The sequence below is a fragment of the Apibacter muscae genome (assembly GCF_007845595.1).
Taxonomy (GTDB): domain Bacteria; phylum Bacteroidota; class Bacteroidia; order Flavobacteriales; family Weeksellaceae; genus Apibacter; species Apibacter muscae.
Genome location: NZ_SELI01000016.1, coordinates 277,821 through 297,738 on the forward strand (window position 1 = coordinate 277,821; position 19,918 = coordinate 297,738).

Consider the following 19,918-nt stretch of genomic DNA (forward strand, 5'->3'; position numbering starts at 1 on the left):
TAGATTTAATGTATTAGCAATTTAATCATTTAAATTCATTTCACCTTTCTTTGTCTCTTTTTTAAAGAATATTTTATATAAAACTGGTGCTGTGGTAACCAATACCATTATTAAAACGATCATCTCAATATGTTGTTTTAAATCGAAATTAAATTCTTTTAAGAAAAAATGATTTAGATAGTGTCCAGCAAAAATTAAAGAAAAAGACCAAGCTACAGATCCAATTACGTTATAGAGAAAATACTTTCCTTTGCTCATTTGTACTATACCTGCAATTATAGGAGCAAAAGTTCTTAAGATAGGTAAAAATCTAGCTAGTATTATAGCCATTCCTCCGTGTTTATCGTAAAATTCTTTAGCCTGAAATAAATATTTTTTCTTAAATAAGAATGTATCTTTTTTTTGGAATAGGTAAGGACCGCTTTTTTTTCCAAACCAATATCCAATTTCATTTCCTATAATCCCTGCGGTTGCTACAAGACTACTTAACAAAAACACATTAAGGAAATCGGAATCAATCGATACAAATTCCTGAATTAGTTCTTTACTATAAATGCCAGAAAGAAATAATAGACTGTCACCAGGTAGAAAAAAACCAGCAAAAAGACCAGTTTCTGCAAAAATTATAAAAAGAACTAAATACAATCCACCCAATTTTATGTAAAATTCCGGATTAACTAACTGCCCCCAAGTAAATTGGCTCCAATCAAAATTATTCATTAGATTTATTAAAAATATTAATACAAATATATTAATATTTTAATAAATCATAAGATTTTTTAATATTAACCACAACCAATTAGAAGAAATAATAAGTTATTAAAATAGAAGTTATAATTCCTAATAAGTCTGTAAGAAGCCCCGCCGAAAGAGCATAACGAATTTTTTTAATTCCAACACTACCAAAGTATAATGCAATAATGTAAAAAGTGGTATCTGCACTACCCTGAAATATACAAGCTAATCTACCAACAAAAGAATCAGCACCATAATTCTGCATGGCTTCAATCATTAATGCTCGGCTTCCACTTCCACTTAAAGGTTTCATAAAAGCTGTGGGTAAAGCGGGTATGAACTCTGTATTTAATTTTAAAGTGTAAAATAAATAGGCAACGCCATCAAGTAAATAATCCATGATTCCACTAGTTCTTAAAAGACTGATAGAAGCAAGCATTGCTATCAGATAAGGAATAATTTTAACTGCTACATTAAACCCATCCTTAGCTCCGTCTATAAAGCTTTCAAATACATTTACTTTTTTAACAAATGCACCTGTAATAAAAGTTACAGGAATCAATAACAATAAAATATTGCTCAAGACACGTGAAGCTGTAGCAGATTCAAAATTTATATATTCTCGATTGCTCTTTGCTATTAATTCAGGTGTTAGACTTTCTTTCTTATGATTTTTTTCAAATTCTTTTTGAAAAGAGGAAGGATAAAGATTTTTTAAATCCTCTGTATTGCTTATTTTATAATTTATTAAATCTGGGGTTATTTTATTTACATACTCACTAGCTTTTGCTTCATAAGTTGCCGAAGTTTTTTTTATATAAAATGACATTGAAATTATAAAAAGTAGACTTAGACCCAAACCTAATATAATATTTCGGGAAAATAAGTTTATCTTCTGTTTTAAACTGACAATAATAATTCCAAAAAGAGTGGTACAAAAAGTTGCGACAATACATGGAATAAAAATATCCGTAGGGTTTTGAGCTCCATTCAAATACCTGTAAAGCATAATGGAAGTAGGTATTAATGTAAGTCCAGAAGTATGGAGAACTAAAAACATGATTTGTGCATCTGTGGCTGTATCTTTTTTAGGATTTAATGTTTGTAAGCTATCCATAGCCTTTAGTCCTAAAGGAGTTGCAGCGTTATCCAATCCAAGTAGATTAGCACTAAAATTCATCATCATATTTCCAATAGCAGGATGATTCTTAGGAATAGAGGGAAATAATTTACTGAGAAAGGGACCTACTAGTTTGGATAGAAAACGTATGGCTCCTGCGTTTTCCCCAATTTTCATTATACCTAGCCAAAATGTCATCATTCCAGCCAATGGTAAAGCTATTTCCATTACAGATTGTTTGGTCGTGCTAAAAAGCCCATCGACCATTTCTTTGAAAATTAAAGTGTCTCCTAAAAATATAAGTTTGATTAACCCAACTATAAAAGATAATACAAAAAAAGCAATCCAAATGTAATTAAGAGCCATAGTTAACCAATATTGTAATAAGTATTATTTTGTATTAGTAAGCATGTCTACACATTTGTATATGGTATCTTTTAAATCTCTACGATGAGAAATGATATCTACAAACCCTTTTTCCAAGAGAAATTCTGCAGATTGAAATCCTTGTGGTAAGTCTTTTCCTATGGTTTCTTTTATTACTCTTGGACCTGCAAATCCAATTAAAGCACCGGGTTCAGCAATAATTAAATCACCGGTTGATCCGAAGGAGGCCATTACACCACCGTACGAAGGATCTGTTAATACAGAAATATACGGAAGTTTTGCTTTGCTTAATTGGGCTAATTTAGCTTCTACTTTTGCCATTTGCATAAGGGATATTCCCGCTTCTTGCATTCGTGCTCCTCCAGATTGGCAAATAATAACGTAAGCGAGTTTATTTTCTAAACAATAATCAATCGCTCGTCTAATTTTTTCCCCCATAACCGAGCCCAGAGATCCAGCAATAAAACTGAAATCCATGCAAGAAATGCAAATTTCCAGACCATTAATCTTACCAACGGCGTTACGTATAGCATCTTGGAGCTTCGTTTTACTATTAGCTTCTTTAAGTCTGTCTTTATAAGATTTTGTATCTGTGAAATTTAAGGGATCTTTACTAGTAACTTTTTCATCTAATTCTTTAAATTTTCCTTTATCAAAAAGGATTTCGAAGTATTGTTTACTACCAATTCTTACATGAAAATCATCTTCGGGGCTAACGTAGAAATTGGCTTTTAATTGATCTGTTTCAATAATTTTTCCAGAAGGTGTTTTGTACCACAACCCTTTAGGGACATCCATTTTTTCGCTAGTGTTGATGTTTTTTTTACTTCTAGTAAACCATCCCATAAATTTATTATATTTATATATTTAAGGTCGTAAAGATAGTAAAAAATTAAAAAATCTATTTTTTATGCAATAATATTTAATTGGCTTAAATTTTAACCGCAATTATTTATGATTAAGAGAGTTAATAATAACCGAATCCTTGCATTTAGTGAAAGTTACCTTAATGTTATGATGGTATAAAGTGTAGTAAGGGCAAGGTTTATTTTGTGCATTACTCTCATTAAAATTTATAGATCCTTTAACTAGTACTGTATCTAGAATAAATGACGTTGTTAAATTATTTTCAATTAAATAACTTTCACTTTGCGGAGAAAAACTAATTTTTTTTAATTTAATTTCTGCCAGTACTCTATCATTAGGTAAATAAGACCAGGAAAAAACCTTATCTCCATACATAAATAAAAGGAAGATTAAGCCTAAGAAAACGCCAGATAAATATAACCTTAGCCTTTTAAAAAAATTCATAATTCAGTGATTAAAAGATTAATATCTTGGTAGGGTAAAGCAAACCATTGAGATATTTGCTGATTGGTTATTCTTCCTTTATACATGTAAATTCCTTTACATAAGCCTCTGTTTTTCGTAAATATCGTTTCAAATCCACCTTGATTGGTTAAATCTAAAAAATAACTAAGAAAAAAATTGCTTAATGCCTTTGATGTCGTTCTAGCATATTTAGAAGTAATGTTTGGATTACAATAATGGGTTACGTCATGTTCAGTATATGATTGACCGTTTGTTTTTTTAATTTGAGAAGTTTCAAAAATACCACCGTTATCAATGCAAACATCAATAATTACAGCTCCTGATTTCATTTGTTTGACCATAGATTCTGTAACTATAATGGGAGAGCGGTTCTCTCCTCGTAAACACCCTATTACAACATCACAACGGAGAAGTGCTTTTCTTAATTCTTTAGGATCTAAGGTAGAAGTATATATCTTTGTTCCTAATATCTCTTGGCATCGCCTTAAACGTTTTATAGAATTATCAAAAATTTTTATGGTTGCGCCTAAGCCAAGGGCAGATCGAGCTGCATTTATACCAACATTTCCAGCCCCAATAATTACAACATTGGTAGGTCTAACTCCTGCAATTCCACCCAATAATAAACCATTGCCATTCGCGGTTGACGATAATAATTCTGCGGCAATAAGTATGGATGCCATACCAGCAATTTCACCTAGTATTCTTACTATAGGAAATTCGTTGTGATTATCTTTTATGTATTCAAAACCAAGAGCTGTTATTTTTTTACTAGAAAGCTTTTCAAAAAATTCTTTGGTTTGTGTATTGATCTGAACCGAAGATATTAAGTAGGAGTTGACTTGCAATAAGTCTATTTGTTCTAAGGTAGGAGGAGCTGTTTTTAAAATTATTGGTTGTGAGAAAACTTCTTTGGGATTCTGACTTACTTTAGCTCCGGCATTTGAGTATTGAATATCCGTAAAATGAGCTCCTTCTCCAGCTCCTTGCTCAATAATGACCTCAATGCCGTTACAAGTAAGAGTAGAAACAGCATCTGGGGTAAGAGCAATTCTGTTTTCATAGACTTCGTCATCCTTAGGTATTCCTATGCTAATTTTTCCACCTTTTTTAACCACCTCAATTTTCTCTTCTTGAGGTATAAGTTCATTTGCAGTAAAAGGTGAATAAATGCCCATAAATATTTCCTAGCTAAAGCTTAATTGCCTTGTTTGACCTTCCAAATTTAAAGAAATTTTATGATGCTCTGCCAATTCATTTTCGGATATTTCCGGCCATTCTATAAAACAATAATTTCCAGAATTAATGTATTCGTGAAATCCTATATTTAAAAGTTCTTCAATATGTTCTATTCTATATAGATCAAAATGATAAATTTTTGAAGTAGGACAAGTATATTCATTGACAAGTGAGAATGTAGGACTCGTTATATTATCTTCACAGTTTAAATATTTACATAAAAATTTTACCAATGTAGTTTTTCCTGCACCCAAATTACCCTGTAAAGTGAATATTTTAAATTTTGAATTTGTAATGATAGATTCGGCTACTTGTTCCAATTCATTTAAATTATGAATTAATTTATTCATAGTATATATACATTAAGTTTTAGGTATAAATTAAATCTCGTCTGTAAAATATAAAGTATAAAGAACAAAAATACAATAAATTTATTTTTGTTGTACTTTTGAGAGAAAATAAGATTCACAATGAAATTTAAATGGGATTACAAAACCCTTTCTTTGCTTATAGGTATTTCATATATAGTTATTGGGGGGCTTGTTCTATTATACAAAAAATTTTTTTTACCACTTTCCAATCAAGGAAGTTTAGCTTTAGGATTATTATTAGTGATATATGGTTTATATAGAGCCTATAGAGCATTAAAATATATGAAGAATAATGAAGAATAATTTTTATAAAATATTTATATATAGTTTAGTAATAATAATTTTTAATTCTTGTTCCAAAGAAGAAAGTAAAGAACAATATTATAAAAAAGGAAAAGTTGATTTGTCGGTTGATCCTTCATTTTATGAATTGGCATTATCTTTAAATCAAGTCTTTAATACTGTTTATCCTAAGGCTATTATTGATGTTCAACCACAGGCTGAGGCTCTAGCAATTAATAATTTTATTAATGGCAATGCAACCGTAATTATGGTTGGAAGAAATTTAACCGATGAAGAAGCAAATTTTATATTTAATCGCACAAAGAAAAAATATAAATCAGCTCAAATCGCTTGTGACGGAGTCATCTTTATTACTTCCAAAAAAAATAACATTAGCGAATTATCTATACAGACATTGAAAACAGATATAGTTTCTGAAAACAGTAAGTATGTTTTTGATGGAATTTATACAAGTAATTATAATACGTTGAAAAATATATTAAAATTTAAATTTAAAGAAGGAGAAAAGATCAATTCATTCAAAGATGCCCAAGAGTTAATAAATTATATTGATAATAATCCTTCCTACATTGGTATAACCGGACTTTCAACTTTGAATTATTCTAATGATGAGAATTTTAAAAAGATTTTGAATAATATAAAGATTTTGCCAATTAGATCTAAAGATGGTGAAATAATATCTCCTAATCTAGAAAGCTTCAAATCAAATAAATATCCGTTTACCCGAAGAATCTATCTTCTTAACGCTGAGAATGGTTTTGGTATAGGCAGTAGCTTTCTTCGGTTTAGTACTTCTCAAAGGGGACAATTAATCGTCTCAAAAGAAGGGTATCAACCCTACTATCTCTACGAAAGAAATATTAATATTACTAAATAAGTAAATAAAAGATATGCTATAAATAATGAAATAATTAATTATTTCATTATTTTTTGATATTAATAAATCAAACTTTAAAACTAGTTGGTTAGATATTTATGCAAAAGGTTAGATTTAATTTCTTTTTCGGATGAATTTTTATCTCTAAGTATGCAAATTCAAACATTTAAGTAATGTTTGCTAGAAAAGATTTAATTATTTAGAAAGCAAAATATTAGTTACTAATGCAAGGAATTTGTATTAAATTTATCCAAATGGTTGAAGGGACTAATTTTAAAAATTTAACTACTTTTGTCAATGACCACAGATTATACAATTTTAAATGAAATCATTAAAAAGAATTCTTAAGCAGTTTGCATCTCCATATAAAAAAGATTTTATATTAGGTATTACATTTAATATTCTTTATTCACTATTTTCAATTGTTTCGGTAGTATCAATTATGCCCATATTAGATATGTTATTGGGAGGAAGTGTTAAGCAAAAAGAAACTTTAGATCATGTAAAAGAACAAGCGGAAAATGGTTTTTTTTCTGAACTAAAGTATCAAATTTATTTATTTCTTCAGAACAATATACATAATATGGGAGAAAAAAAATTTCTAAGTATTCTCTGTGTATCAGTAATACTTCTTTTTTTTCTTCGAAATGTGTTTAGGTATTTAGCACAGTACTTTATAGTATTATTAAGAAGTGGAGTATCTAAAGATCTTAGGTCTGCTTTATATAATAAAATATTGACTCTACCAGTTTCTTTTTTCACTGAAAAGAAAAAGGGAGACATTATGGTTCGGTTATCCAATGATGTTACTGAAATAGAAGGGAATACATTAAATGCTATACTAGAGCTATGGAGAACGCCTTTCTCCCTTATATTTACCTTAATAACCTTATTAATCATAAGTCCATCACTCACCTTAATTGCCTTAATTGTTTTGCCCTTTATGGCTTGGATAATATCTTCCATAGGAAAAAGTTTAAAAAAAGATGCTAGAAAAGGATTAACAGAATCTGGAAATGTTTTATCAATAATAGATGAAACATTAAATGGAGCAAAAATTATAAAAATTTTCAATGCCGAAGAATCTATGAAAAATAGATTCCAAAAAAGCGTAAGCAACTTAAGAAAGTTATCGATAAGTATGATGAAAAAATATGAGTTGGCTTCTCCTTCATCAGAATTCTTAGGATCGGTAGCTATGATTTTTATCACTTGGTATGGAGGAGTCTTAATTTTGGATGGAAATAAAGGACTAGATTTAGCCTCTTTCTTAGTTTATATAGCCTTATTTTTTCAATTGTTAGAGCCAGCCAAAACCTTGTCAACCTCAATTTCAAATTTGCATAAAGGTTCAGCCTCTACTGACCGATTAGTGGAAACTTTAGATACGAATATACAAATACATGAACCTGAAAATCCTGTTAAATTAACGGGACTAAAGGATAGCATATCTTTTAATAATATATTTTTTCAGTATCAAGAAGATCATCCTATTTTAACCAACGTTTCCATAGAAATAAAAAAAGGTAAAACAGTAGCTATTGTTGGGCAAAGCGGAAGTGGTAAAACAACATTGGTTAATTTGCTAGCTAGATTCTATGATGTAGATAGCGGTTCAATACTTATTGATGGCCACAATTTAAAATCGTTGGATCTAAAGGAGTATAGAAAATTGTTGGGAATGGTAACCCAAGAAAATATCTTATTTAATGATTCTGTTATCAATAATATAAGGCTTAGTAATCCCAATGCTACAATGGAAGAAGTGGTTAGTGCGGCAAAGGCGGCAAATGCTTTGGAGTTTATTGAGCAATTGCCAGAGGGATTTGAAACTTCTGTAGGAGAGGGGGGGATGAAACTTTCCGGAGGACAAAGGCAAAGAATTACGATAGCCAGAGCCATATTGAAAAATCCTCCCATCATGATTTTAGATGAAGCAACAGCTTCTTTAGATACTAAAAGTGAGCGTGTAGTACAAGAAGCCTTCGAAAATTTAATGTCTAACAGGACATCTATTGTTATCGCACATAGACTATCAACCATTGTTAAGGCTGATATCATAATTGTAATGGAGCATGGGAAAATTATGGAGCAAGGGACTCATCAAGAACTTTTAGCCATTGATGGTATTTATAAGAAATTAATTGATATGCAAAACTTCTCCTAATTAAATATTTGGTTTTAGCTTTTGATTTAAGGCTCTATTATACAATTCCTTATACTTGGGTATAATTGTACTATTATCAAAAAGTAAAGCTTCATTCTTAGCTTGTTTTTTGAATTTAAGCAATAAATCTTCATCTTTTAGAAGTCTTATGGCATTTTTAGCCATTGATTCCACATCTCCTATAGGAGAGACAAAACCTGAATACCCGTCTTTGTTTACTTCTGTGATTCCCCCCGCATTGCTGGATATTACAGGTACTCCGCAAGCCATAGCTTCCAATGCAGCTAAACCAAAACTCTCTTGTTCCGAGGGTAGTAAAAAAAGATCTGTAATGCGAAGAACATTTTGAACATCTTGAATTTTTCCGAAATTTTTGACTTTCTCGCCTAATTTGAATTTATAAGTATATCTGTCGATAGTCTCAGCTTCCGGACCTTCGCCCACGATTAATAATTTTGATTTAACTTCTTTTTGTACCAAATTGAAAATTTTCATTACATCATCTATTCTCTTTACTTTTCTAAGATTTGACACGTGTACCAATAATTTTTCATCATTGCTAACAAAATTTTTCTTTAAACAATGGGCATTTTCCTTTATTTCAGCGTTATTTATAAAGTTAGGTATTACTTCAATTTCTTTATGAATATTAAATTGATGGTAAGTTTCCTTTCTTAAACTGTCTGATACAGAAGTTATATAATCGGATTGATTGATTGAAAATTCTACAGCAGATTTATAAATTGGGTGTTGACCAACCAAGGTTATATCTGTACCGTGCAACGTAGTAATTACAGGTAGTTCAATGCCTTTTTCTTTTAATATTTGTTTAGCAAAATAGGCAGCATACGCATGTGGAATGGCATAATGAACATGCAATAAATCTAACTTATACGTTTCTACAATGTTTACAATGGTTGTTGAAAGTGCTAGTGAAAAAGGTTGGTATTCAAAAAGGGGATATGGTTTAACATTTACTTGATGAAAATAAATATTAGGAAGAGTAATATCTAATTTAGCAGGTAAACTATAACTTATGAAGTGTGCTTCATCCCCTTGGGAAGCCATTTCCATACCTAATTGTGTAGCAACTATTCCGCTTCCACCGTACGTAGGATAGCAAACTATGCCTATTTTCATTTTATTGAATGAAATTTAATAAATCGTAATAATTCTCAGAATTAATACCGTGCCCCTGATGATATTCATGGTATTCAAAATGTAGATCAAGCTCTTCAGCGATGGATTTAAATTGTCTAGCCCATTGTACGGGGATGATAGGGTCTTCAATTCCATGAGAAAAATAAAATTCTAAATCAGAAAAGTCTGAACCCATATCAACATCTGCAAGAAGATCAGGATCTGGATAACCACTTAAACAAAGAATTTTTTTAAATTTATGGGGATTATGAAGTGCTAAAGAAAATGATAGAATAGCACCTTGGCTAAAACCAATTAATGATATGTTATTTTTATCGAAAGGATATTTATCATGTATCTGATCTATAAACTTTAAGATTTTATCTTGAGATTCTTGAGTTTGCTCAATATCTAAGATACGTACATTTTTATTTAAATCTAGATCATACCAACAATATCCGCCCATGGGAAGTTTTTTTATAGCTCTAAGACTTATTACATAAGCATCGTCTGGTAGTTCATCAGCAAAACTAAATAAATCTTTTTCGTTACTTCCATATCCATGCAATAAAAGAATTAAAGATGGATTTTCAATGGCAGATTTAGGTTCACGTACTAAATAATCGATCATTTATAATTTTTTTCTAAACAAAGGTAATTAAAAATATAGATTTCATTCAATCAGATAAAAATAAAGATGAAACAAGAACCGTAAATATATTCAGAAATATATTTTCAAGTAAATAACATTACTACAATTAAAAGTTTAACCTTGTTTACCCTCATGATTGATGAATATAAAATTCAAATCACAATAATTTATTCTTATAATTTTATTTAAGTGTATTTTTGTTAAAAAGTAAATGCATGGATGAATCAAATAAAAATTTTATATCTACCAATTTTAATCAAAAAAATTGGAATGAAATAAAAACAAAAGATAGTTGGATGTTGTTTAAAATTATGGCTGAGTTTACCAATGGTTTTGAGACCATGACTAAAATAGGACCCTGCGTTTCTATATTTGGATCAGCCAGAACACCAGCGGATAATAATTATTATAAGTTAACAGAAGAAATTGCTTATAAACTAACGGAAATTGGCTTTGGTATTATTACAGGAGGTGGTCCAGGGATTATGGAAGCTGGAAATAAGGGGGCGAAAGCTGCTGGTGGAAAGTCCATTGGATTAAATATTGAACTGCCTTTTGAAACCGGAAGTAACCCGTATGTAGACCATAAACTAAGTATGGATTTTAATTATTTTTTTGTTAGAAAAGTTATGTTTTTAAAGTATTCGCAAGGATTTGTTGTTATGCCTGGAGGTTTTGGTACATTGGACGAGCTTTTTGAGGCTTTAACACTGATACAGACAAAAAAAACGAGTAAATTCCCTATAGTATTGGTAGGTGCAAAATATTGGAAAGGTTTGTTTAATTGGTTGAAAGATACAATGTTGGTGGAAAAAAATATTAATGAACAGGATTTTTCACTGTTTAAAGTTGCAGATACTGCTGATGAGGTTGTAAATTATATTCGAGATTTTTATGATAAGTATAGCATTAAACAGAATTTTTGATTCCATATTGGCATTAAATTTGTTTCAAAGCATAAACATAAATAATTTTATGAAAAAGAAATACTTAAGTAAAGCTATTTTAATATTATTACCTTTAATATTTTTATCGTTTTATAAATTAAACTCAGATCAATTTCATACCTCTATTACAAAGGTTGAATATATTCAAGGGAATAAAACTTTAAAATTGTCAACAAAAATTAATACCGTAGATATTGAAAAAATTTTAGGTGTAAAAGCAAGTACTAACACGTTTAGTTCAAGTTTAAGTAAATATTTGCAACAGAATGTTAAAATCTCTGTAAATGATGTACCTGTATCCTTCAATTTCTCTTCGTATAATCCTGATGGGAACGTAATTTGGGTTTATTATGAAGCAACTAATTTAGAAGGTCTTATTAACTCAATAACCATTAAAAATTCTATACTTATTAATAACTTTCCAGACCAACAGAATTTTATAAGTTTTTTAGTTAATGGTAAGAGAAAATCATTAGTTTGTAAAAAAGGTTCAGAAACAGGGAGAGTAAATTTTTAATTTAATAACCTATAGATATAAGAATTTAAATTATGAAAAAGTTTATTTTATTAGGAGTATTGAGTATGTTATTTTTTTATTCTTGCTCTACTAGTAACAACGATGCTGTAAATCGATCCTCTCAAAGAATTGTTAGAGGAACTTGGAACTTAGATAAAGTTACATATTCTGAGAATATGGTTAAAGTAAAGGCATTTGATGAATTTGATGCACAATGTTTAACCAATAGTACATGGTATTTTGTTTCTAACAATTATACAGGTAATTTTACACTTCAAGGGGGAAATAATTGTCCAAGTGGAGTTCAAAGTTTTTCTTGGTATATCAATAACCAAGATGCTTTGGTTTTAAAATTATTAAATGATGGAGATAAAGCAAGAAAAGTAACTACAGGAACTATTTATCAGTTTCAAAGTTCTTCAGAAAATGAGTTTACATTAAACCAAGTGATTAACGGAGTAAAAATAAGTTATCATTTTACAAGATTATCTACTGGGAAATTATAAAATTAAAATTAAATTATTTAAATTATGAAAACACTTTATTCTAAAATAACTTTATTTATTTTATCTATAAGTATCTTATTAGTATCTTGTAATGCAAACAATACTCAAAAAGGTGCAGGATTAGGTGCAGTTGCAGGAGGAGTATTAGGGGCGGTTATAGGTAACAATATTGGAAATAAAAATAATGCAGCTTTAGGTGCCGTTATTGGCGCAGCTGTTGGTGGTACAACTGGGGGTGTGATAGGTCATAAAATGGATCAACAAGCTCGTCAAATACAGCAAAGCATACCAGGGGCTTCTGTGGAGAGAGTAGGAGAAGGGATTAAAGTTGTATTAAATGAAAATGCTATTCGATTTGATTTTGATAAATCTACACTTACTTCTTCGGCTCAGCAAAATTTAGATAAAATTATAACTGTGTTTAAACAATATCCAGATACTAACATAGGTATTTATGGGTATACGGATTCTAAAGGGGCAGACCAATATAATTTAAATTTATCTGAAAGAAGAGCAAAGAGCGTTGCAGATTATTTAATAGCTCATGGAATTGCAAGTAACCGTCTATCAACAAAAGGTTTTGGGAAAGAAGATCCTATTGGAGATAACAATACTGATGCTGGAAGAGCTTTAAACCGTAGGGTTGAATTTTCAATTACAGCAAATGATAAAATGATAAGAGATGCACAGACCAATCAATAAAGAATATTGAAAATTTATTATAGATGGAAGGTATTATTACCTTCCATTTTTTATATATAACAATGATATTTCTTTTTTAATATATTTATGATTCAGACTTATTAGATGGTTCAATAAATTTTTTTGAATAATTGTTTGTTAAATGCTTTCTTCACAGATTCTATTGATAATAAAATGATTATATTGGAAAAATAATTTATATATAGGAATTACATATAGAATAACCTAGTTAAATATTGTAGCTACATATAATATTTTTATAAAAGAATATTATATTAAAAAATTTACGTAACTAACTATTTATTTTAAGTTTTATAAAAGAAATGAAGGGGAAATATGTTAGAATTTATGATACTGAATTTGGTATTCGTATTGATTAAAAATTATTTTAAACCATTCAGTATAATTGTTAGGGTTTAGTTTTAAATCGATTTTTAGATCCACCAAGCTCATCCATTTTACTAAAGCTACTTCATTTTTATTAAAAATTATATTGCCGGAGTATTCACCGAAAAAAACTCTATCAAATTCATGTTCAATAAGTCCGTCTCCAACATCCGCTTTATAAATAAAATTAAATTTTTCATACAAATCACAATCAAAATTTAATTCTTCTTGTAATCTTCGATGGGCTGCTTTAAGATAACTTTCTCCTTTTCTAGGGTGACTGCAACAGGTATTTGTCCATTTTAATGGAGAATGATATTTGGTAGAGGCTCTTTGTTGTAATAATAATTCTTGATCGTTATTAAAGATAAATACGGAAAAAGCGCGATGTAAAACTCCTTGGATATGAGCTTCTAATTTTTCCATTTCACCAATCACTTCATCTCTGTTATTAACTAAAATTACATGCTCCATATTTGCTATACTTTTTTTATCAAAATAAAATTTCTAAGACTATAAAATTTATCAGAATCTTCCCACTGTACTTCGTTTTTGACACTATCTTTTAAATCATTCCAATCCTCATTATTCTTTAAGGCCTCTATCATAATCTCACCCGTATTTAAATGAGCATAGTAGAAACGAAACCAATAAATATCTTCAGTCAAACATTCATTTTTTATAACCTCTTCAATAGTTTTAAATAAATTTGAAGGAATATTAAAATCTCCTTTACAAGTAAAATTACCGATATATATGTTCCAATTGTTATTATTTATTTCCCAATTCTCAATACCAACTTGGTCATCTTCCCTTATTTCCCAAAAAGATGCTAAAAAAATATAAAAGGAGTTTGATATAAAATTTTGAAAAGCATTTTGTATAGCAGCTTTTTTATCTTTACCTATCCCTGGATAACTTTCATTAATAACCTTCTTATCCGCTAGAAGTACACTAATATCTAAACGAATACTAACCCCTTGGTCGAACTCTTTATATCCTTGGGTATTTGCTCTAATAGCTGGAAGCTGTTCGTTAACAAGAATCCAATCATTATATTCAAGAATGGCTAGATCGTAAGCTTTCAGTAAATTTGATAAAATTTCTTTTTCCATAGTTGGGAATATAATTTAAGGATTATTTAAATGGTAAGGTTTTTACATCATCTAAGGTTAGTAGAACAAGTAAAGGAACATTTGCACCTATTTTATTTTCATCTCCAAAAAAACCATAGGCTGTGAAAGAAGGTAGAACTAATTCAACAGTTTCTCCTTTTCCCATGAGATATAAAGAGCTTTCAATCCCTCTTATATCTTTGAATTTGCCCATTACACCCTCTTTAAAACCAAATTCCTGAGAGTTATAAATAGTTTCGCCTGTCAGGGTTTTAATTTCAGCAGAATATTTAACGAAATTATTTTTTAATGCTCTTGGGTTATTGTTTTTAGTTATAAATCGAATCCAGAAACCAGAGGCGGTAGGCATATAAGCGATACCCAATGAATCTTTTTGGTTATTTATCCAATCTTGCAAAAAATTTCTTTCTTTTTCCTCTCTTTGTTTAGAATACTCTTTAGATATATTTATGAATTCTGAGGCGGATTTGCTTTTAATTGGTTGAAAAGCCTCTTTTTTATGACAGGAAAAACAAAGAAGAATCAAAAGAAAAGTTAATAAATTAAGAGATTTCATCAATTTCTGTGTTGATTATATTTTTAAACTTTTGTAAAGTGTCTTTCATGTCTAAATCGCTTCTACCCCCAGCCGCATTCATATGCCCTCCACCGCTAAAATATTTTCTTGAGAACTGATTAACATCAAAATCACCTTTGGATCGAAAAGAAATTTTAATAAAATTATTATGAATATCTTCCATGAAAAAAGCGACAAATTTAATACCAATTATGGAAAGTCCATAATTAACAAAACCTTCAGTGTCACCTTTTTGATAGCCAAATAATTTCAATTGATTGCGTGTTAGTGATAAAATTGCTGTATTTTTTTCTGGAATTATTTGTAAAGAATCCAAAACCGTACCCAAAAGTTTAATTTTTTCAGGCGTATTATTATCCAATACATTAGAAGCTATTTCATCAGGATAAATACCTTTCTCTATTAAATTAGCAATAATCATGTGAGTTTCTGCGGTAGTATTTCTAAATCTAAAACTACCTGTATCAGTTAAAATTCCTGTATATATACAAGTCGCTATATTTTTATCAATTAAACTATTTTCTCCTAAGGCATCAATGAATTTAAATATCATTTGACAAGTAGCTGGTTGGGAAGTATCCGAATATATGTAATTGAAATCATCTGGCTGCTGATGATGATCAATTAAAATTTTAATAGCTTTAGATTGACTTAATTTATCCTTTAATTGATTAATTCTAGAAGCGCTATTAAAATCTAAACAAAATATTAAATCAGCATTTTCAAATGCTATTTCTGTAAATTTAAGACGCTGTTCAGCAATAACAATATTTTTAGCTCCTGGTAACCATTTAAGAAATTTTGGAAACTCATTAGGTACTATAATAGTTGAATGAACACCTAAGTTTGAAAGTAATAGATTTAAAGCCAAAGAGGATCCAATAGCATCTCCATCAGGATTATGATGTGATAAAATTAATATATTTTTACTTGTGTTTATGAGTTTATTTATTTTAGATAATTCCTCTTGTGAAAACATATACTAAATTTTTTAAAAGAATATTATAATAAAAGATCACTTTTAATTATAAAAAGTGATCTTTTAATTAAGTTATAAAAGATTAGAATTAATAGTTTTCGGTAGCGTTTGAACTTTCTCCACCAAAATCCCAAGTCAATCCAAACCTTAAAGTATTATCTAAGGCATTATTAATGCTTGCAGTAGTTATTAAATAAGAAAAGTCAATTCCAAAAGATTGATATTTTAGACCAGCTCCTAGAGTTATGTATTGTCTAGCACCTTTTTCAGGGCTTTCATGAAAATAACCCGTTCTAAAAGCAAATGCATTTTTAAAGGTATATTCGGCACCTATGCTATAAGTAATCTCTTTACCCACATCTTTATTACCAAAAGAACTGAACATTCCCGATAGGAAACTTTTATCAGGGATTTGGTAATAGACAGCACCATCAGGATCAGTCATTTTCTCAGGAGCAGGGACCAATAATTTACTAGCTTCAACGGTTAAACCTAATTTATTATCTTCATCAAAATATAAATCGTATCCACCTCCTAAACGAAGTTGAGTAGGTAAATAACTAGAATTTTGGCTACTGTTGGAATAATCTAATTTAGGACCCATATTAAAAATTCCCCAACCGGCTCTCCATCTGCCCTCATACCCACTAAAGGAAGATCCTTTTTCTGATTGAAAGTAACCAGTAACATCAACAGCAAAAGTATTTGCTGCTTTCGTTTGAGCGTATGAATTATCCACATTGTTAAATAAATCTGAGCGTATATATCTTGCAGTAACAGCCATTGAATAAACATCTGCTAGTTTTAAGCCATAAGCAACATCAATTGAAAATTCGTTGGGTTTAGAAATCCCTTTTTCAACAATATTATTACCCATAAGCTCATTTAATTGGATTTCACCCATATTAAAGTAATAAACACTGGCGGATAATGTACTTCTTTCTTCCTCACCTAAGAAAGTGTAAAAAGTACCATTTAGTAAAAAAACATCATTGGTTAGCTTATTCATGTACGGAGTATAAGACACTCCCAATCCGGAATAACTAGTATTAAAAGAATATTTAGACGGGTTCCAATACTGGGAAAAAGCATCCGGAGAAGTGGCTACCCCTTGGTCACCCATACCACCAGATCGAGCATCCGGAGATATCCTTAAAAAAGGAGCACCCGTTACAATTGCGTAATTCCTATTTTGAGCTTGAAATAAAGACGAGACACTAAGTAGAGATAGAAATAATAATTTTTTTTTCATGAATTTTAATTAAATTAAAACAATTTAGGAGTTAATTTTTAACTCAAATTAAGGCTATTTTTTATTATAGTTAAATTTTTTATAAAAATAATATTTTTTAGAATACAGATAGATACAATTTATTACTTTACTTAAAAAGTAACGTAAGATAAATATAAAAATTGTTTAACTGTAATATTTAATTGAATTATAAATTAATTTTAAATGCAAGCATACAATAATTAGTTTTACATTAACGTTTAATGATGGTAATAGTGGAAAGTGAAAAAAATCAAATTCTAATAGAAAATATATATTACTTTTGCTTACTTAAAAGATGAAAATAAATACAATGAAAATAGGAAAATTCATTTTGTTATTAGCTGCTGTATCTCCTTTATTATTGACTCTAGCAAGTTGTGGTGGAGGAAGTGGAAGGTCAAAACCTGGTGGAGGTACAAGGAATACTCAAAGTTTATCCGGATGGAAACCCAATGATAAAAATGGTTGGTTTTTTAGTAATAAAAAGAAAACCGAGAAAGGATGGACCGGTATGGTATTCGTGGAAGGTGGTACTTTTACAATGGGTTTAGTTAAAGACGATGTTATGCATGATTGGAACAATACTCCCACAAGAATGCAGGTAAGATCTTTTTTCATTGGAGAAACCGAAGTAACCAATTATGAATACAGAGAATACGTAACTTGGCTTAAGTATGTTTATTCACCTACAGATCAAAATTATAAAGACATATATTTTGGAGCATTGCCAGATACCTTAGTATGGCAAAATAAATTATCAAGAAACGATATTTATTCAGAAGATTACTTCAGAGCCCCTCAATTTAACAATTACCCAGTGGTAGGTGTAAGTTGGTTGCAAGCACAAAGATATTGCGATTGGTTGACGGATAGAGCAAATGAAAGAGAATTGATGAATCAAGGAATAATTCCTAAAGATTATTATTCTAATCCAGAAAATAATGTAGGATCTAATTCTTTTAACGTTGAAAAATATAAGTATAACGATCCATCTTTGGAAGGAATTGTAAATCAAGAAAAAGTAGCTAAACGAAGTGGTATAACCAATAAAAATGAAAGAATAATATCGGTAAATAAAAGTGCCCAAGGAAATTTAGTACAAAAATTCAGATTACCTACCGAAGCTGAATGGGAATATGCTGCATTGGCAGAAGCGGACAATAGGCAATATAATTTAGTAGAAGGTAAAGATGTAATGATTAATCGTCTGAGAGGTAAGAAAGGAAGAAATAGAGGACAATTCTTAGAAAATTTCAAATCAGGAGGAAGAGGAGATTACTCAGGTATTGGTGGATTTGGAAATGATGGTAATGCGATAACCTCCGACGTAAGAGCTTATCCATCTAATTCCTTTGGTCTTTACGGAATGTACGGGAATGTTGCAGAATGGACACAAGATGTTTACCGACCACTTATAGATACTGATTATAACGATTTTAATTACTTTAGAGGTAATGTTTATCAACAGTTTATAAATGACGAAAGTGGAGAAGCGGGTAGATTTAAAAAAGTAGATGACGGTTCTATACAATACGATACATTAGCAGATGGACGTTTAGTTTACAAAAATTTACCAGGTAAATTTGAAACGGAAGTTGTGGAAGATGCAAGAAATTTTAGAGATGGAGATTTACAATCATCTTTAGAAGCTGGAGCAGGAATATCTAATGAAGGAGGTAGTTATAACTTTTACAATTCACCAATTAGAAATTGGGTGGTAGATGAAAAAGGAAGAGTAGTACTTCAAAAAGATACTAAGTCTAGAACTTCACAAATTAGCAATGATTTAAGAGTGATAAAAGGTGGATCATGGAACGATACGGCTTATTGGTTAGATCCGGGACAAAGAAGATACATGAGTGAAAATGAATCAGCAGTTTGGGTTGGTTTCCGTGTAGCTCAAGACCATAAAGGAAAAGAGTCCTCTTCAACTAGAACACAAAGAGGATCTAAAAATAAAATTCCTAAATAAATATACAATTAAAAATAAATCAAAGGCTATCCTTAAAAGATAGCCTTTTCTTGTATTTTTCACCATGAAATTAAGTGTAGGAAATAAGGTTTCAATCGTAGATGAACAAGAACATTATACGGTTAAAAAAATAAATTCTGATAAGGTGATTGTTGTGGATACCTATGGATTTGAGCATGTATACCCCAAACATAAATTATTGGTTGTTGAAAATAACAAAAACCTATATTATGAAACATTAATTAATGATTCAATTACATGCAAAGATAGTAGTGAATCCAAAGAGAAATATAAAAATATTCTCAAGAAAGAAGTACAAGTAAGAGAGATTGATTTACATATTGGACATTTAATCGATAATATAAAAGATATTCCTCCTCATAAAATCCTACAAAGACAAATTAATCAAGCTGTAATTGAAATTGAAAAGGCTAGAAAGGATAATTTAAACAAACTTATATTAATTCATGGCAAAGGGAAAGGAATACTAAAAAAAGAAATTTATGAATTATTAAAAACAATTCCTAAAATTGAATTTTTAGAGGCTGATATAGTTAAGTATAGGTTTGGAGCGGTTGAAATTAGATTTAAAAAATAGT

At 29.8% G+C, this 19,918-nt stretch carries 22 protein-coding genes; 9 read left to right on the plus strand and 13 right to left on the minus strand.

What is annotated here, in order from left to right; genetic code table 11:
• Positions 1-21: 21 nt before the first annotated feature.
• From ETU10_RS04220 to tsaE, 6 genes are all read right to left on the minus strand, one after another.
• Positions 22-720, minus strand: a complete 699-nt coding sequence (locus ETU10_RS04220; RefSeq protein WP_146261989.1) for a DedA family protein — start codon at positions 718-720, stop codon at positions 22-24.
• Positions 721-799: 79 nt separating this feature from the next.
• Positions 800-2,221 (minus strand): nucleoside recognition domain-containing protein, encoded by a 1,422-nt coding sequence (locus ETU10_RS11235; protein ID WP_221410362.1) that lies wholly within the window; start codon positions 2,219-2,221, stop codon positions 800-802.
• Between the two features lie 24 nt (positions 2,222-2,245).
• Positions 2,246-3,088 (minus strand): acetyl-CoA carboxylase, carboxyltransferase subunit beta, encoded by an 843-nt coding sequence (gene accD, locus ETU10_RS04230; RefSeq protein ID WP_146310136.1) that lies wholly within the window; start codon positions 3,086-3,088, stop codon positions 2,246-2,248.
• A gap of 102 nt (positions 3,089-3,190) precedes the next feature.
• The gene (locus ETU10_RS04235; protein ID WP_146310138.1) at positions 3,191-3,553 is read right to left on the minus strand and encodes a hypothetical protein; all 363 of its coding nucleotides are present in this window, start codon (positions 3,551-3,553) and stop codon (positions 3,191-3,193) included.
• Positions 3,550-4,752, minus strand: a complete 1,203-nt coding sequence (locus tag ETU10_RS04240) for an alanine dehydrogenase (protein WP_146310140.1) — start codon at positions 4,750-4,752, stop codon at positions 3,550-3,552. Before ETU10_RS04240 ends, ETU10_RS04235 begins: the two co-directional genes overlap by 4 nt.
• Before the next feature lie 9 nt (positions 4,753-4,761).
• Entirely contained in the window at positions 4,762-5,163 is a 402-nt protein-coding gene (tsaE, locus tag ETU10_RS04245; protein WP_146261985.1) for a tRNA (adenosine(37)-N6)-threonylcarbamoyltransferase complex ATPase subunit type 1 TsaE, read from the minus strand.
• A gap of 120 nt (positions 5,164-5,283) precedes the next feature.
• Here tsaE and ETU10_RS04250 point away from each other — a divergent pair, with 120 nt between their 5' ends.
• The 3 genes from ETU10_RS04250 (at position 5,284) to ETU10_RS04260 (ending at position 8,531) form a co-directional block, all read left to right on the plus strand.
• Positions 5,284-5,487, plus strand: a complete 204-nt coding sequence (locus ETU10_RS04250) for a C4-dicarboxylate ABC transporter (RefSeq protein ID WP_146261984.1) — start codon at positions 5,284-5,286, stop codon at positions 5,485-5,487.
• Positions 5,477-6,364, plus strand: a complete 888-nt coding sequence (locus ETU10_RS04255; RefSeq protein WP_146261983.1) for a PstS family phosphate ABC transporter substrate-binding protein — start codon at positions 5,477-5,479, stop codon at positions 6,362-6,364. The genes ETU10_RS04250 and ETU10_RS04255 overlap by 11 nt, the downstream gene beginning before the upstream one ends.
• Positions 6,365-6,686: 322 nt before the next feature.
• Complete coding sequence (locus tag ETU10_RS04260) at positions 6,687-8,531, plus strand: ABC transporter ATP-binding protein (RefSeq protein WP_146292413.1); 1,845 nt, start codon at positions 6,687-6,689, stop codon at positions 8,529-8,531.
• On the opposite strand, the gene bshA is transcribed toward ETU10_RS04260, so the two are convergent.
• Both bshA and ETU10_RS04270 read right to left on the minus strand, forming a co-directional pair.
• The gene (gene bshA, locus ETU10_RS04265; RefSeq protein ID WP_146310142.1) at positions 8,532-9,671 is read right to left on the minus strand and encodes an N-acetyl-alpha-D-glucosaminyl L-malate synthase BshA; all 1,140 of its coding nucleotides are present in this window, start codon (positions 9,669-9,671) and stop codon (positions 8,532-8,534) included.
• A gap of 1 nt (position 9,672) precedes the next feature.
• Positions 9,673-10,302, minus strand: coding sequence for an alpha/beta hydrolase (locus ETU10_RS04270; RefSeq protein WP_146310144.1), 630 nt, complete (start codon positions 10,300-10,302; stop codon positions 9,673-9,675).
• A 236-nt stretch (positions 10,303-10,538) separates the two neighbouring features.
• Here ETU10_RS04270 and ETU10_RS04275 point away from each other — a divergent pair, with 236 nt between their 5' ends.
• Genes ETU10_RS04275 through ETU10_RS04290 form a run of 4 tightly spaced genes read left to right on the plus strand, consistent with a single transcriptional unit; the run spans position 10,539 to position 12,995 of the window.
• Entirely contained in the window at positions 10,539-11,249 is a 711-nt protein-coding gene (locus tag ETU10_RS04275) for an LOG family protein (protein ID WP_146310146.1), read from the plus strand.
• Between the two features lie 49 nt (positions 11,250-11,298).
• Positions 11,299-11,787, plus strand: a complete 489-nt coding sequence (locus ETU10_RS04280) for a DUF6702 family protein (protein WP_146310147.1) — start codon at positions 11,299-11,301, stop codon at positions 11,785-11,787.
• Positions 11,788-11,819: 32 nt separating this feature from the next.
• Positions 11,820-12,293: a lipocalin family protein gene (locus ETU10_RS04285; RefSeq protein WP_146261977.1), complete on the plus strand. Its 474-nt coding sequence runs from the start codon at positions 11,820-11,822 to the stop codon at positions 12,291-12,293.
• A 24-nt stretch (positions 12,294-12,317) separates the two neighbouring features.
• Complete coding sequence (locus tag ETU10_RS04290; RefSeq protein ID WP_146261976.1) at positions 12,318-12,995, plus strand: OmpA family protein; 678 nt, start codon at positions 12,318-12,320, stop codon at positions 12,993-12,995.
• Between the two features lie 339 nt (positions 12,996-13,334).
• On the opposite strand, the gene idi is transcribed toward ETU10_RS04290, so the two are convergent.
• The 5 genes from idi to porV form a co-directional block, all read right to left on the minus strand.
• On the minus strand, positions 13,335-13,856 hold the full coding sequence (gene idi / locus ETU10_RS04295; protein ID WP_146310149.1) for an isopentenyl-diphosphate Delta-isomerase: 522 nt from the start codon (positions 13,854-13,856) through the stop codon (positions 13,335-13,337).
• A gap of 5 nt (positions 13,857-13,861) precedes the next feature.
• Positions 13,862-14,497, minus strand: a complete 636-nt coding sequence (locus ETU10_RS04300) for a DUF6348 family protein (RefSeq protein WP_146310151.1) — start codon at positions 14,495-14,497, stop codon at positions 13,862-13,864.
• A 22-nt stretch (positions 14,498-14,519) separates the two neighbouring features.
• Positions 14,520-15,074 carry an FKBP-type peptidyl-prolyl cis-trans isomerase gene (locus ETU10_RS04305; protein ID WP_146261973.1) on the minus strand — a complete coding sequence of 185 codons (555 nt, stop codon included), beginning with the start codon at positions 15,072-15,074 and terminating at the stop codon, positions 14,520-14,522.
• Positions 15,061-16,074, minus strand: a complete 1,014-nt coding sequence (locus tag ETU10_RS04310) for a DHH family phosphoesterase (RefSeq protein ID WP_146310153.1) — start codon at positions 16,072-16,074, stop codon at positions 15,061-15,063. The genes ETU10_RS04305 and ETU10_RS04310 overlap by 14 nt, the downstream gene beginning before the upstream one ends.
• An 88-nt stretch (positions 16,075-16,162) precedes the next feature.
• Complete coding sequence (porV, locus tag ETU10_RS04315; RefSeq protein WP_146310155.1) at positions 16,163-17,326, minus strand: type IX secretion system outer membrane channel protein PorV; 1,164 nt, start codon at positions 17,324-17,326, stop codon at positions 16,163-16,165.
• A gap of 316 nt (positions 17,327-17,642) precedes the next feature.
• On the opposite strand from porV, the gene gldJ reads away from it, so the two are divergent.
• Both gldJ and ETU10_RS04325 read left to right on the plus strand, forming a co-directional pair.
• Positions 17,643-19,319 carry a gliding motility lipoprotein GldJ gene (gene gldJ, locus ETU10_RS04320; protein WP_375762811.1) on the plus strand — a complete coding sequence of 559 codons (1,677 nt, stop codon included), beginning with the start codon at positions 17,643-17,645 and terminating at the stop codon, positions 19,317-19,319.
• Positions 19,320-19,383: 64 nt separating this feature from the next.
• Positions 19,384-19,917 (plus strand): Smr/MutS family protein, encoded by a 534-nt coding sequence (locus ETU10_RS04325; protein WP_146310157.1) that lies wholly within the window; start codon positions 19,384-19,386, stop codon positions 19,915-19,917.
• The last annotated feature ends 1 nt before the right edge of the window (position 19,918 follow it).

Bases quoted from the DNA above. Each gene is read 5' to 3' on its own strand.
- ETU10_RS04220 (WP_146261989.1), bottom strand. From the start codon at position 720: ATGAATAATTTTGATTGGAGCCAATTTACTTGGGGGCAGTTAGTTAAT.
- ETU10_RS11235 (WP_221410362.1), bottom strand. From the start codon at position 2,221: ATGGCTCTTAATTACATTTGGATTGCTTTTTTTGTATTATCTTTTATA.
- accD (WP_146310136.1), bottom strand. From the start codon at position 3,088: ATGGGATGGTTTACTAGAAGTAAAAAAAACATCAACACTAGCGAAAAA.
- ETU10_RS04235 (WP_146310138.1), bottom strand. From the start codon at position 3,553: ATGAATTTTTTTAAAAGGCTAAGGTTATATTTATCTGGCGTTTTCTTA.
- ETU10_RS04240 (WP_146310140.1), bottom strand. From the start codon at position 4,752: ATGGGCATTTATTCACCTTTTACTGCAAATGAACTTATACCTCAAGAA.
- tsaE (WP_146261985.1), bottom strand. From the start codon at position 5,163: ATGAATAAATTAATTCATAATTTAAATGAATTGGAACAAGTAGCCGAA.
- ETU10_RS04250 (WP_146261984.1), top strand. From the start codon at position 5,284: ATGAAATTTAAATGGGATTACAAAACCCTTTCTTTGCTTATAGGTATT.
- ETU10_RS04255 (WP_146261983.1), top strand. From the start codon at position 5,477: ATGAAGAATAATTTTTATAAAATATTTATATATAGTTTAGTAATAATA.
- ETU10_RS04260 (WP_146292413.1), top strand. From the start codon at position 6,687: ATGAAATCATTAAAAAGAATTCTTAAGCAGTTTGCATCTCCATATAAA.
- bshA (WP_146310142.1), bottom strand. From the start codon at position 9,671: ATGAAAATAGGCATAGTTTGCTATCCTACGTACGGTGGAAGCGGAATA.
- ETU10_RS04270 (WP_146310144.1), bottom strand. From the start codon at position 10,302: ATGATCGATTATTTAGTACGTGAACCTAAATCTGCCATTGAAAATCCA.
- ETU10_RS04275 (WP_146310146.1), top strand. From the start codon at position 10,539: ATGGATGAATCAAATAAAAATTTTATATCTACCAATTTTAATCAAAAA.
- ETU10_RS04280 (WP_146310147.1), top strand. From the start codon at position 11,299: ATGAAAAAGAAATACTTAAGTAAAGCTATTTTAATATTATTACCTTTA.
- ETU10_RS04285 (WP_146261977.1), top strand. From the start codon at position 11,820: ATGAAAAAGTTTATTTTATTAGGAGTATTGAGTATGTTATTTTTTTAT.
- ETU10_RS04290 (WP_146261976.1), top strand. From the start codon at position 12,318: ATGAAAACACTTTATTCTAAAATAACTTTATTTATTTTATCTATAAGT.
- idi (WP_146310149.1), bottom strand. From the start codon at position 13,856: ATGGAGCATGTAATTTTAGTTAATAACAGAGATGAAGTGATTGGTGAA.
- ETU10_RS04300 (WP_146310151.1), bottom strand. From the start codon at position 14,497: ATGGAAAAAGAAATTTTATCAAATTTACTGAAAGCTTACGATCTAGCC.
- ETU10_RS04305 (WP_146261973.1), bottom strand. From the start codon at position 15,074: ATGAAATCTCTTAATTTATTAACTTTTCTTTTGATTCTTCTTTGTTTT.
- ETU10_RS04310 (WP_146310153.1), bottom strand. From the start codon at position 16,074: ATGTTTTCACAAGAGGAATTATCTAAAATAAATAAACTCATAAACACA.
- porV (WP_146310155.1), bottom strand. From the start codon at position 17,326: ATGAAAAAAAAATTATTATTTCTATCTCTACTTAGTGTCTCGTCTTTA.
- gldJ (WP_375762811.1), top strand. From the start codon at position 17,643: ATGAAAATAAATACAATGAAAATAGGAAAATTCATTTTGTTATTAGCT.
- ETU10_RS04325 (WP_146310157.1), top strand. From the start codon at position 19,384: ATGAAATTAAGTGTAGGAAATAAGGTTTCAATCGTAGATGAACAAGAA.